Raw genomic sequence first — 12,948 nt, 5'->3', positions numbered from 1 at the left:
TCGGTTTACTCTCGAAGAATATCTACCAACTCCAAATCGAAGATAAGGGCAGAGCGGGCAGGAATTTCCGAAACGGCTCTGTCCCCATAAGAGAGCTGCCAAGGGATCACGACCGTACCCTTCTCTCCGATAGACATATACTGTAAAGCCACCTGCATACCCATGATGACGCTACCTTGTACCTGCATATTGGGGCGGACAGCCATGATTTCCATTGCTATCGGTTTTTGCTTCGGTACGTAGTTCGGATCCGTATTCATCACATCCTCGACGTAGCTGGCATTGTCGAATATGGTACCATCCACCAGCTTGCCCACGTATCGGATGCTCACTTTGCTGTTTTGTTTCGGCTTCTTATCCTTTATCTTCGGCGCCATGCGCTGCTTGTAGTAAACGGGATACACTGCAAACGGGAAAGGGATGGCATGATAAGAAGGATCTTTAGAGATCTTCTCCACATACGCTTCGCTCTTCTTTTGGTTCTCTGTCTGTATCTCTTGAGTGGTGGAAGTCTCACAACCCACGGAGAGGAAAGAGATCAGAGCAACCAGCAACAGGCTGTATATCTTCTTTGTCATAAGCGTTAGGTTTATTATTTAAGTTTTTTGAGCAGGCTCTTCATGCTTACTTTTTCCGCGATGATGCCGTGAAGTCGGTCTATTGCAACACGTTCCTGCGTCATATCGTCTCTGTAACGAATGGTTACGGTATTGTCTTCCAGGCTCTGATGATCGAGTGTGATGCAGAACGGAGTACCTATTGCATCCTGACGACGGTAGCGTTTGCCGATGGAGTCTTTCTCATCGTATCGGCAGGCAAAGTCGTACTTGAGCATCTCCATCACCTCTTGCGCCTTTTCGGGCAAGCCGTCCTTGCGTACCAAAGGAAGCACTGCGAGCTTCACCGGAGCCAGTGCAGCCGGCAGGCGAAGCACCACTCTTGTGTCTCCCTCTCCGCACTCCTCTTCCGCATAAGAGGCTGCAAGGATGCTCAAAAACATTCTATCCACACCGATGGAGGTCTCAACGACGTAGGGGATATAGCTGTCGTTCAGCTCCGGATCGAAGTAGCGCAACTTCTTCTTGCTGAACTCCTCGTGGCGAGAGAGGTCGAAGTCGGTACGGGAATGGATACCCTCCACTTCCTTGAACCCGAACGGCATCTTAAACTCGATGTCCGAAGCGGCGTTGGCATAGTGTGCCAGCTTTTCGTGATCGTGGAAGCGATAATTTTCCGCACCGAATCCTAAAGCCTGATGCCACTTCATTCGGATATCTTTCCACTTTTCGTACCACTCCAATTCCGTGCCGGGACGAACGAAGAACTGCATTTCCATCTGCTCGAATTCCCTCATGCGGAAGATGAACTGACGTGCCACGATCTCGTTGCGGAACGCCTTACCGATCTGTGCTATCCCGAAAGGAATCTTCATCCGTCCGGTCTTTTGCACGCTCAGATAGTTCACGAAGATACCCTGAGCCGTTTCCGGGCGCAGATAAACCTTGAATGAGCTGTCTGCCGTAGAGCCCATTTCGGTGGCAAACATGAGGTTGAACTGGCGTATTTCCGTCCAGTTTTTGGTCCCGGATATCGGACAGACGATGTCCAGCTCCAGTATAAGGTTACGAAGAGCCTCGTAGTCGGAGTCGTTCAGATAGGTAGAGAAGCGTTCGTGTATCGCATTGCGCTGCTCTATGTATCCCATCACACGAGGATTGGTCTGCTTGTACATCTCCTCGTCAAAGCTGTCGCCGAAGCGTTTTGCCGCTTTTTCGACCTCTTTTGCAATCTTATCGTCTATCTTGGCAAGGTGATCTTCGATAAGCACATCCGCTCTGTATCTCTTCTTCGAGTCTTTATTGTCTATGAGAGGATCGTTGAACGCATCCACGTGACCGGAGGCTTTCCAGATCTCCGGGTGCATAAAGATGGCAGAGTCTATCCCTACGACGTTGTCGTGAAGCAGGGTCATGCTTTCCCACCAATATCTCTTGATGTTGTTCTTTAGCTCGACCCCGTTTTGAGCGTAGTCGTACACCGCGCCCAGTCCGTCATATATCTCGGACGAGGGGAAGACGAATGCGTACTCTTTGCAGTGCGATATGAGTTTCTTGAATACCTCTTCTTGTTTTGCCATGGCTACTGTTTATCTTGTTTTTAGTTGTTCTCGAAATCTTTGTGAGATCGCATACGAATCTCAACCTACAAAGATAACCATTTCTTGTAACAAGGGGATACATTTTCTTTTTCAATCTCCTCTGTTTCATTTTAAGGTGTAATTCCTTGCTAAAATATCTTATCGAACGCAATTTTCAGCCCTTCGTTTTTATATATTCCATACCGAAAAATGCTCGCTTTTTTCGGCTCTCTATTTTGATCGGAGGGGTCGTTTTCAGAGCACGATCGAACTGTTAAATTCGGGCTGTTTTATTAACACAAATTCCGATACCTGTTAAGCCAAAATGCTAAACCAGCATATTCTTTCGGCTTAACGTGTTTAATTTTTCAGTAAACACGTTTACCGATTTCATTAAACACGTTTACCGGATTCGATTAACGTGTTTAGCCAAAATCATTAAAATGTTAATAATCAGCAGACTACGCGTTTTTGCCCTAAAATACCCCTGAAAAGGCAGATTTCTTTATTAGGAAATGTTTACAGGCGAGGGTGTTAAAATTTACACCTATTAACGCGAAAATGAGCCCTGAAAGCGATCGAGAGGAGTGCTGAGTGCAAATTCGCGATTTCTTGTATCTTGTTGTTTGTGAGATTGTTATTGTTGGTTGGTGCCTTTCGGCTACTCAACCTTATCTTCCGGACGAGGTTCTGCCCGACCCTCATCGGGGCTCTGTTTTTATATAAAAGCTCCCACCGAAATGCCTTATATATTTCCCTGCGGATTGTATGGGGAAGAGCGAAGGATAAAATAAAAGAGAGACAGAACCATGTGGCGGTTCTGCCTCTCTTTTCGTTATTTTTCTTCGTAGCGGACTAAAAGATCTTCTTATAGCCGTGACAGTATGGAGTGGTGCCTTTTCTATCGTAATAGCCTTGGTGATACTCCTCTGCTTTCCAGAATTTGCTTGCTTTCCGGAGCGTTGTAGCCGGTTTGTACCCTTTCTCTTTCAGGATCTCCAGATACTTCTTGCCTGTCTCCTCTTCTGCTTTGTCCGAACAGAATATGGCGGAAAGGTATTGAGAACCTATATCGGGACCTTGTCCGTCGGGCTGCGTAAAGTCGTGCGTCTCGAAAAACAGCCGTACAAGCTCCTCGTAAGACACTTTTGTAGGATCGTACTCTACCTCTACGCACTCCAAGTGTCCGGTAGTGCCGGTGCAGACATCCTCGTATGAGGGATGCTCCAAAGTGCCTCCCATAAATCCGACAGCCGTCCGCTTCACACCCTCCTTCTTGCTGAAAAAGTATTCTGTTCCCCAAAAACATCCGGAGGCAAAGTAGGCACGGCGAAGCTCTTTAGCCGAATCGGGGATGAACTCCATGGATATAGAGTTGACGCAATGGCGGGTATCTTTCGACGTGAAGCCCTCTCCCTCGAATACATGACCTAAATGGGCATGGCAGTTGGCACAGATGATCTCCACTCTGTATCCGTCGGCATCGGGCACTCTTCGTACTGCCCCTTCGATCTCATCATCGAACGACGGCCAACCGCAACCGCTATCAAACTTGTCTTCCGAGCGGTACAGCGCAGCACCGCATCGCTTGCAGACATACGTTCCGGAGCGTTTCTCATCCAGCAGTTTGCCGGTGAAAGGAGCCTCCGTTCCCTTTCCCACGATCACCGCCTCCTCTTCCGGAGTCAGCTTCTTATACTTGTTCATTTTGTCTGTATTGGTGTTAGGTTTTACGGCAGACGGGCTCTTACAGCCGGACAAGCCGATAAAGATTAGTAGCAAAAAGCCCCAAAACAGAGGCACGACATTTAATTTCTGACAATAGTAATTTGTTCTCATGGTAATAAAATGGTTAGCAGGATTGATTCTAATCCGGATTGTTCAAAAAAGACCCTACGCTCACGATCTTTCTCATACAAACATATATGAACCTTGACCGTGAGACAAGGGTCTTATCTATCGCTATAAAAACAGATTTATTCCTCTACGCCACGGGGAAAGAAGTCGAAGTTGTCTCCTCTCTCTTCTCTCATTATTTTGAGCGCATAGTCCAAGATAGTGGTGTCATCCAGTTTAACGATTCCTCCATCAGGACCCGGCTCGATGTGTATACCGGTGCTTCTTCCTTCTCTGAAGTTAGCTCCTCCAAAATAGTTGCGGACTGTTTCAGGTTTTAATCCCAACTCATCCGCTATACGTTGAATAGTGCCGTCAGGCAACATATCTTTTAGTCTTCTCAGTTCGTTGAATGTAAAAGTTCTCGACATAATTAAGAGTGGTTCTTTATAGAGTTTATGACTAAAGACGATTATGTACTCATAATTGTCTCTGTTGACTTGTTGCCAAATTAGTGATAATTTTCCCAACGTGCAAGTTTTCTTCTGCTTTTCTGCTTCTACAAAAAACGTATCTTTGTGTGTATAAGAAAAGACAAAAGAGTAAATGAACAGATTCCTTACCTCTGCCCCTTTCCTAATCATCGGAGCTACCGGACACATCGGAAGTGCACTGGCTTTTATGTCGGTGGCAATGCGTTTTTCTTCTCACCTGATTCTCTTCGGACGGGATGAGAAAAAGCTGTTGGGAATGCGGGAAGAGCTTTACGAATGTGGCGTCTATCCCATTCAGGTCGATATCATAACAGAACCGGAACAGCTGACAACTCTGCCTCCGGTTGCATTTGTGGCATATACGGTGAGTGTTCCTTTTCGGAAAGAGACAACACGTGAAGAGCTTCTTCTCTACAATGGAGAGCTTACAGCCCGGCTTGCCACTGCTTTTGCTCCGTATATCCAAAGCGCAAAGCTGTTGGTCTGTGTCTCCAATCCGGCAGATGCCATGGGTTTGGTTCTGCAACAGCAGACCGGTCTTGCTCCCGAAAAAGTGTGTTCGCTCTCGGCATTGGATACCACTCGCTATCGGAAACATCTGAGCAGAGCGTTGCATATTCCGCTTGAAGAGACCGGAGAAGTCTATACACTGGGAAGCCATGACGATAAAATGGTGGTGGCTTTCGAGGGTAGCCGTGTGCACGGTATACCTTTGTCTCAGCTTGTCGGAGAGGGTAAGGGTTTTTCGTATGAAGACTTTGAGAGTGTGGAAGATATTGTTGTTCGAGGAGGACGATTCATTATCCGTCATCGGGGATATATGGCTTTTGAAAGTCCTGCCCTGCTTATGTTGGAGATGTTCAAGGCAACGTTGGAAGGGCAGAAACCTTTCACGATTCCTGCTTCACGACTTAGCGAACACCCTCTGTTCCCGAATGTTTTTATGGCATTGCCGTCTTGCATAGACACTAAAGGGGTACACCAAAACCGCGAGTACGCACCGGAAGGACGAGATTTAGAGAAACTCACGATAAGCTATAACTGGTTGAAGGATCAGCGAGAGGAGCTTATAAGAGCCGGGTATCTCAATTCTTTATAGTACTGATGTTATTCTTCTCTGCAATGGGCTTTGATCAAACACCATATTATGCACCTCTCTACCATCAGCTCCATGCTCTGTTTGGGGAGTGGTTGCCTTTGCTTTCTGCCGTTTTACTGCTGATAGCCATCGTGATGCTTCCGTTTGAACCGAAACGGAGGCTGCTTATCTTTGGTACTGCTGCTATCTTTCTGCCTGCGGCATACTTGAGAAGCGATATCAATATCCTGACGGTGGCTTCTCTTCTTTTGGTTTACACCGGTGTGAAAAGAGGGAAAGATGGCATTGCACCTCTATTCATCTGGTTGAGTGGTGGAGTCAATCTGATCGGGTTATCCGGTCTGGTCTATTTCTTTTTCTCTTCCCGGAAAAAGAGTTTTCTGCTGTACACGCTCCTGTGGGGCGCTCTTTTCCTTATTTCCCAGCTGATCATCTGCGGAGGTATTCAGGGTATGACAGAGACCTATACAGAATGGTATGCCCTTTGGGAGCAGAAAAACAAGATCAATCTTCAGGATGATACCTTGAACCTTTCGTGGTTGGGGCTGCAACGTGAACTCGTACAACCGTTTTTTGGAGAGAGCTATCGGGATCGCTTTTTCTTTATCACTGCAATGCACATGCTCTTGTTGCCGATTCTCAAGACTCGCCACATGAGGGCGTATTCCCGTATGCCGGAGCTTTTTCTCGGCTCCATCCTGATGTTTTTGTCGCTTTTCAATACGGGAAATACGGTATCGTCTCTCATTATGCCTGCTGTCGGAGTTATGGTCTGGACGCTTTTCTCCGCACATAGGAGCGGTATCAAGGTCTTTCTCTTTATACTGTTCATGCTCTCCTACATCCTGAGATTTGCTTTGCCGTATCTGCTTTTGTACGACAGATTGCTACTGATACCTCTCTGCATCATCTTCGTATTGAGTACCATCGAAATATGGAAGCTCTGCTACGATAAAAGCCTGTGGCGAGATGAAACAAAGGGGGGAAACATATTGAAAAAACTGGTGGATCATCTTTGATAAACGATATAAATATGAAAAGAAACAGAGTGAAAAGGAGTAAACAACGCTCTCCTCGTGCAAGAAAGGTACGTTACATCATTCTTCTTGTCATTATTTTAGGACTTGGTATTTGGGTTAAGTCTCGTTGGCGTGCGTGGTTTGTCTCTCCTCCCGAAGAGCCTTTCACACTCTCCGAAAAGATTCAACGTGTTACGCTGACACCGGGAGAAGATGGTGTGGAAGATCGTACCATCTCTTGGATAACGGCTGTAAATGGAGAGGGGAGCCCGAAAGAGTTTGAGGTTTTACTCTATCGTATCCCCTCTGATACTCTTCCGTTCCGGACGGAAAAGCCGGTCTCTCGTGTGGTGGATACCCGTGGAGGCTCTACCGCAATGTATAGCGTGGCATGGAAAGACCTTGATGCAGGAAGGTATCTCTACGAGATAGCCGGCAGCGGAGATGTTTTCAGAGATAGCTTTGAGATACGCTCGATAGATGCTTTAGAGGATACACTCATCTACATCGGTGATATTCAGGAAAAACATGAAGGCTGGGCAAAAGAGATTTTCGACTCTATTTCCAAGAAAGTACCAACTGTTTCGCTCTGGTGCTTTGGTGGGGATGCCATAGAGCGCGGACATCAAAAATATTGGGATATTTGGTACAACTCTGTCTCGGATTTTGCTTCCAATAAACCGATGGTCGCCGTTCCCGGAAATCATGAATACAACAAAGGGATCTTCAAAGCGATAGATGCTCGTTGGCCCTATGCGTTCAATTTCCCTCAAAACGGACCGGATAGAAGTATCGGACGCAGCTACTATATAGACTATCCCAACTTCAGATTTATAGGTATAGACAGTCAGGGGATAGAGTTGAACAGTCAGTTTTTCTCTTCTCGCCGTTGGCTCAAAGAGGTTTTGGTGTCTCGTGGAGATCGTTTTGCCATTGTGATGTTTCACCATGCCATATACAGCGTGAGAGAGGGACGTCTCAATCCGTTCATGCGTTATGGTTTCCGCTCCATATTGGAAGATAAAACCGACGGAGCGGATCTCATTTTGCAAGCTCATGACCACGCTTACTCTCGAATCATCAACAAGAAGAAAGGAGGAGATCTTACAACTCCGGTCTATGTCATAAGTGTCTGTTCTCAAAAAGTTTATCGTAACGGCTTTGATGAGATACACGATAAGATAGCTTCCGGAATACCTCTGTATCAAACCATCAGAGTGGGCAAAGATTCGCTTTTCTATGCTTCGTATACCACTTCACACGAGTTGTACGACTCGGTGATCATATCCAAGGAAGGAAAGGTGGCGGATCTCGGACAAGATATTCCGGAACAGTTCAACTTCCAATTCCCCGACACACCGAAAGGAGAGAAGAAAAAAGCAAAATATGTGGCAAAAGTGGAGAAGAGAAAGGCGATGAAGCAGCAAAAATAGAATAAATGGCTTCATGAAAAATCTCTCTCTTTACTCTTGATTTTTAGTATTCCGTTATCCGATGAATATGTCAAAACAAAATCTATATCTCTTGGATGCGTATGCTCTTATATATAGGGCATACTTCGCATTCATATCCAGACCCCGTATCAACAGCAAGCAGCAGAACACGTCAGCCATTTACGGCTTCCTGCTTAGCTTTCGAGAAATTCTCAATCGCCCCGATGCTTCTTACATAGCAGTGGCTTTTGACACTTCGGAAGATACGTTCCGACACAAGATTTATCCGGAATACAAAGCAACCCGTGAGGCATCGCCGGAAGCGATACGCTTTGCCATCCCATACATCAAAAAGATTGTCCAAGCCTACGGAGTAAAGATCTACGAAAAACCGGGCTATGAAGCGGATGACATTGTCGGTACCATCGCACACCGCATGGAGCATGAGAAAGGAACACGTCCGGATAGAGTCTTTCTGGTGTCTCCCGATAAAGACTATGCCCAGCTTGTTACGGACTATTCTCATCTGATGAGACCGGTTCAGGGAGGAGGGTTCGAGATACTTTCTCCAAACGATGTCAAGGAGAAGTATGGCTTTTCGGAACCATCTCGAATGATAGACTATCTGGCACTTATGGGGGATAGCAGCGATAACATTCCGGGTTGTGCCGGAGTGGGAGAGAAGTCTGCCGCAAAGCTTTTAGCCGAATACCCCGAAGGCATAGAGCAGATATACGAACATCTCGATGAGATAAAGGGAGCATTGAAGAAGAAGTTGGAGGCCGGGAAAGATATGGTCACTCTTTCCAAAACATTGGTTACCATAGATAAAAATGTACCCATAGATGTTGTGGCGGAAGAGTGTCTGGTAAAAGAGAAAGATGTCGAGACTTTAAGAGAAATCTTCTCGGAGCTGGAGTTCAGAAGCTTTATGGATACCCTCTCTCCTATCGAATCCGGAGGAGATATTTCTTCATCCGGAACGCCGATGATGCGCAGCCTTTTCGACAGAGCCGAAGAGCCGGCTCCTTCGGAAGCTCCGGCTGCTCCCGGAATGAAAGGAAAGTATCTCCGACTCACTTCCGAAGAGGAGTGCAAAGCCCTTGTGGAGGAGATCCGAAAGGCAGGACTTTTTGCGTTTGATACCGAAACGGACGGACTGGACTCGCAATCCGCAGGGATTGTAGGCGCATCTTTTGCTTACAAAGAGGGAGAAGGCTACTATCTGCCCCTGCCTGAAGATCAGGAGGAAGCAGAAAAAGAGTTGGCGGTATTCCGTCCGCTGTTTGAAGATCCTGAAATCCTTAAGATAGGGCAGAACATAAAGTTTGATCTCGGAATCCTTCGTCGTTACGGCATTACCTCTCACGGCAGACAGTTTGATACCATGGTCGCTCACTATCTTATAGATCCGGAGTTGAGTCATGGTATGGATTATCTTTCATCCGTCTATCTCAACTATAAGCCCCAACCTATAACCGAACTCATTGGAGAGCGAGGAAAAAAGCAGCTATCCATGAGGGATGTAGAAGTAGATAAGGTGGTGCAATACGCTGCAGAAGATGCGGATGTAACGTTAAGACTTTATCATGTCTTGCGAAAGAAGATAGAAGCAGATGCCGCACTGAAAAAACTCTTTTACGATCTGGAGATGCCTCTCACGATGGTGCTGGTCGATATGGAAGCGGAAGGGGTTATCATCTCTACCGAGACCCTGTCCAAGGCAAAGAAAGGTCTCGAAGAGCGTCTGTACGATATAGAGAAAAGCATTCACGAACTGGCAGGTCTTCCGTTCAATATCAACTCTCCCAAAGAGGTTGGAACTATTCTTTTTGAACATCTTCGCCTGGTGGAAAAACCGAAAAAAACGAAGACCGGAGCCTATGAAACGCGTGAAGAGACCTTGCAGAAGCTAAAGAGCAAGCATCCGATTATAGAACAAATCTTGCAATATCGCGGTATAAGAAAACTTCTTTCCACTTATGTGGATGCGTTGCCGGAGCTTATAAACCCGAAGACAGGGCGCATACACACCAGCTTTAATCAGACCGTTACGGCAACGGGAAGGCTTTCCAGCACCAACCCCAACCTGCAAAACATTCCCGTCAGAGACGATGACGGCAAAGAGATTCGCCGGGCATTCATTGCCAACTATACGGATTCTGTATTCCTTTCTGCGGACTATTCGCAGATCGAGTTGCGTCTCATGGCGCATCTGAGTCAGGATCCTGCCATGATAGAGGCTTTCAAGAATGGTATGGATATCCATACGGCTACCGCAGCCAAAGTGTTTCACACCACAACGGAAGAGGTTACAAGCGACATGAGACGCAAGGCAAAAACGGCAAACTTCGGTATCATATACGGCATTACTCCTTTTGGTCTCAGCGAGCGTCTCGGTATCCCTCCCAAAGAAGCCAAAGAGATTATAGACGGTTACTTCGCATCTTTCCCACAGGTAAAGGCATACATGGACAAGTCCATAGAGAATGCCGCAGAGAAAGGCTATGTCGAGACCATCATGGGAAGACGGAGATACCTCAAGGATATCCATTCCGGCAACTCCGTTGTGAGAGGTTTTGCCGAGCGTAATGCCATAAACGCTCCCATACAAGGCTCGGCAGCGGACATCATTAAGCTTGCAATGGTGCGGATTGCAGAGCGTTTCCGGAGAGAGCGGATACGTAGCACCATGATGCTTCAAGTGCATGACGAACTGAACTTTTCGGTTTTCAAGGACGAGCTGGACAGGGTGAAGCAGATTGTCCGAGAGGAGATGGAGCAGGTCTATCCGGAGATAACCATCCCTTTGACGGTGGATATAGGTGTGGGCGAAAACTGGCTCGAAGCGCACTAAACGGTTTTTCGGGGTGAGACCGATACTGTTTCTCCTGCTGCTCTTAGGATACTTTGCCACCACCTATGGGCAATCTTCCGTTGCGGGAGAGCTTCTTTTGGAAAGACTCAGAGAGTATAGCTACACGGATGAGGAGATCGAACTCTTTGTGCAACACCTTGAAACGCTCCGCTCTACTCCTCTTAATCTCAACACGGCTACCTCCGAGGAGCTTGCCCGAATCCCTTTTTTTGACGACTTTTTTATACGCAACTTTTTGCAGTATCGCAGTCGGCATGGTGCTTTTGTCTCTATTTACGATCTCAAAAATGTCCCCGGAGCAAGGGTCGAATATATCTCTCTTTTAGAGCCGTTCTTTTCCACTGAAACGCTTACTGCTCCAGTGGAACAGAGTATTCGGGTAGGACTTTTTGAGTCTCTCTCCATTCCCCGATATGCTCATCGGCAACGTCTTTCGCTCCATAGAGGAAAGGCGTGGATGATGAGCTGGAATGCCGAACGAGATGCCGGAGAAAAATGGCTTCCTTTCAAGCAAGGGCTCTGGACGCATCACAATATATTTCTCTCTTATAACGCTCATCCGACATCCTCTTCTCCCGTTCGCCGCTTCATTTTAGGCGATTACCGGCTGCACACCGCACTTGGTGTGATGAACGGCATGGGTATCTCTTTTTATGCCAAACAGGAGACAGGGTATCGTCTTGCCCTGCCTCGCCAATCCGAAATATCGCCACACAACTCATTCCAAGAGTGGAACTATCTGCGAGGATTGGCTCTCACTCTCACCTCCGCACCTTTCTCTTTTACGCCTTATATCGGCTACACACCTTTGCAGGTATCGTTATGGTCAGGAGAAGATCGCATCAGAACCATCTACAAAGATGGTAAGCAGCGTCTCTCTTCCGATCAAGTGCATTTGCTCACCTTGGGTGGTTATTTCAAGTTTGCTCCTTCGCCACTTTTCCATGCCGGTTTTCAGGCTCTCAACAACAGATTTACAGGGCTTTCCGACAATAGACGTCTCTACCCTCCGGCTGCTTATCTGCAAGAGTTATCCCCCACTCGCTTCGCCATAGATATGGCATGGAGAGGGGCAAATGCCTCTGCTCTTGCGGAGGTTGTACTGCCTCATCGGGGAGCTTACGGCAGTGAAGCGGCTGTTGCGGTACTTACTTACAGAAACGACTATTGGGGTATGTTCTCTCTTGTTGCCCGTCACTTGGGGGAGCGATTTGCGATGCTGCACACCTCCACATACGGACACTTTTCTTCCCAAAAGAACGAACAGGGCATGCGTATCGCTTGGAACGGAGAGCTTTTCCGCGGGTGGAGAGGACGTCTGAGTACAGACTTTTACCGCTCTATCAGGCACGAGGAGCGGAGACCATCGCAAGCAGGCTCGGAAGTGATCCTGCGAATGGAGAAAGCCGTTGCTGAAACGGAGACGATGCTTTCTTTGAAGTTTGCCAAAAGAGATACGGGGAGCAAGCTCTCTTTCAGATTCAGAGAGAACCGGGAGATAGGAAAAGGGCATCATCTTTCTTCCTACTTTTTCGGCTCTTATACCGGAAACAAGAAGTATGGATGGAGTATTGCCGCCAAACTGATGGGGAACATCGGAGAGGAGTGGTACTATCGTGCCTCGCTCCAGTATTATGATACCCCCACATGGTTACAGGCAGTGAGAAGCGTGGAGAGCAACTCTCCTCTTCACTACCATACTCCGATGCTTTATGGCAAGGGTTTGAGCGGTGCTTTGATTGCAGGTTACCGCCGGAAAAACAGCTTCTCCGTTTCCCTGAAAACATCGTATAACCATATCTTCCGCAATCCCACGGAGCAGAAATCCGATCCTGTTGCGGAAGTAACACTTAAACTTTTTCTCTGAACAGATAGAAAACATCTTCTATACGGCTTTATATCTTGCGTTAAACAGATATAAAAGCAGAAGTCGAGGCTTGGTGTGTGCAAATCACGATTTGATGGCTGCAAACCAAGCCTTGAAAACCAAAAACCAAGCCTTGATTTGAAGCTGTGAAAAGGTTCATACAAACTTCTTAATCTGTTTACAAT

At 47.0% G+C, this 12,948-nt stretch carries 9 protein-coding genes; 5 read left to right on the top strand and 4 right to left on the bottom strand.

Annotation, left to right across the window (positions count from 1 at the left end):
- Positions 1-5: 5 nt before the first annotated feature.
- From JT26_RS10225 to JT26_RS06875, 4 genes are all read right to left on the bottom strand, one after another.
- Positions 6-578, bottom strand: a complete 573-nt coding sequence (locus tag JT26_RS10225) for an FKBP-type peptidyl-prolyl cis-trans isomerase (protein WP_052110415.1) — start codon at positions 576-578, stop codon at positions 6-8.
- Positions 579-592: 14 nt separating this feature from the next.
- Positions 593-2,137 (bottom strand): glycine--tRNA ligase, encoded by a 1,545-nt coding sequence (locus JT26_RS06885; protein ID WP_036848069.1) that lies wholly within the window; start codon positions 2,135-2,137, stop codon positions 593-595.
- A gap of 855 nt (positions 2,138-2,992) precedes the next feature.
- Positions 2,993-3,844, bottom strand: coding sequence for a bifunctional methionine sulfoxide reductase B/A protein (locus JT26_RS06880; protein ID WP_036848066.1), 852 nt, complete (start codon positions 3,842-3,844; stop codon positions 2,993-2,995).
- Between the two features lie 269 nt (positions 3,845-4,113).
- Positions 4,114-4,404: a hypothetical protein gene (locus JT26_RS06875; RefSeq protein WP_052079486.1), complete on the bottom strand. Its 291-nt coding sequence runs from the start codon at positions 4,402-4,404 to the stop codon at positions 4,114-4,116.
- Positions 4,405-4,579: 175 nt separating this feature from the next.
- On the opposite strand from JT26_RS06875, the gene JT26_RS06870 reads away from it, so the two are divergent.
- The 5 genes from JT26_RS06870 to JT26_RS06850 all read left to right on the top strand — a co-directional run bounded on the left by JT26_RS06870 (position 4,580) and on the right by JT26_RS06850 (position 12,763).
- A complete protein-coding gene (locus tag JT26_RS06870) occupies positions 4,580-5,566 on the top strand; it encodes a hypothetical protein (RefSeq protein ID WP_036848063.1) in 987 nt (328 codons plus the stop codon).
- A 5-nt stretch (positions 5,567-5,571) separates the two neighbouring features.
- On the top strand, positions 5,572-6,585 hold the full coding sequence (locus JT26_RS06865; protein WP_036848060.1) for a glycosyltransferase 87 family protein: 1,014 nt from the start codon (positions 5,572-5,574) through the stop codon (positions 6,583-6,585).
- 14 nt (positions 6,586-6,599) lie between these two features.
- Positions 6,600-8,018, top strand: a complete 1,419-nt coding sequence (locus JT26_RS06860) for a metallophosphoesterase (protein WP_052110414.1) — start codon at positions 6,600-6,602, stop codon at positions 8,016-8,018.
- 67 nt (positions 8,019-8,085) lie between these two features.
- Positions 8,086-10,875: a DNA polymerase I gene (polA, locus tag JT26_RS06855; protein WP_036848054.1), complete on the top strand. Its 2,790-nt coding sequence runs from the start codon at positions 8,086-8,088 to the stop codon at positions 10,873-10,875.
- 13 nt (positions 10,876-10,888) lie between these two features.
- The gene (locus JT26_RS06850; protein WP_036848051.1) at positions 10,889-12,763 is read left to right on the top strand and encodes a helix-hairpin-helix domain-containing protein; all 1,875 of its coding nucleotides are present in this window, start codon (positions 10,889-10,891) and stop codon (positions 12,761-12,763) included.
- Positions 12,764-12,948: the final 185 nt, after the last annotated feature.

The organism is Porphyromonas sp. COT-108 OH1349 (genome assembly GCF_000768755.1).
Taxonomy (GTDB): domain Bacteria; phylum Bacteroidota; class Bacteroidia; order Bacteroidales; family Porphyromonadaceae; genus Porphyromonas_A; species Porphyromonas_A canoris.
Note: the sequence above shows the minus strand (reverse complement) of the source record. Positions and strands in the feature narration are given on the sequence as shown.

What these genes read in the sequence shown, in the direction of transcription:
- polA (WP_036848054.1), top strand. Translation starts at nt 8,086, where the DNA reads ATGTCAAAACAAAATCTATATCTCTTGGATGCGTATGCTCTTATATAT.
- JT26_RS06875 (WP_052079486.1), bottom strand. Translation starts at nt 4,404, where the DNA reads ATGTCGAGAACTTTTACATTCAACGAACTGAGAAGACTAAAAGATATG.
- JT26_RS06870 (WP_036848063.1), top strand. Translation starts at nt 4,580, where the DNA reads ATGAACAGATTCCTTACCTCTGCCCCTTTCCTAATCATCGGAGCTACC.
- JT26_RS06880 (WP_036848066.1), bottom strand. Translation starts at nt 3,844, where the DNA reads ATGAACAAGTATAAGAAGCTGACTCCGGAAGAGGAGGCGGTGATCGTG.
- JT26_RS06865 (WP_036848060.1), top strand. Translation starts at nt 5,572, where the DNA reads ATGTTATTCTTCTCTGCAATGGGCTTTGATCAAACACCATATTATGCA.
- JT26_RS06885 (WP_036848069.1), bottom strand. Translation starts at nt 2,137, where the DNA reads ATGGCAAAACAAGAAGAGGTATTCAAGAAACTCATATCGCACTGCAAA.
- JT26_RS06860 (WP_052110414.1), top strand. Translation starts at nt 6,600, where the DNA reads ATGAAAAGAAACAGAGTGAAAAGGAGTAAACAACGCTCTCCTCGTGCA.
- JT26_RS10225 (WP_052110415.1), bottom strand. Translation starts at nt 578, where the DNA reads ATGACAAAGAAGATATACAGCCTGTTGCTGGTTGCTCTGATCTCTTTC.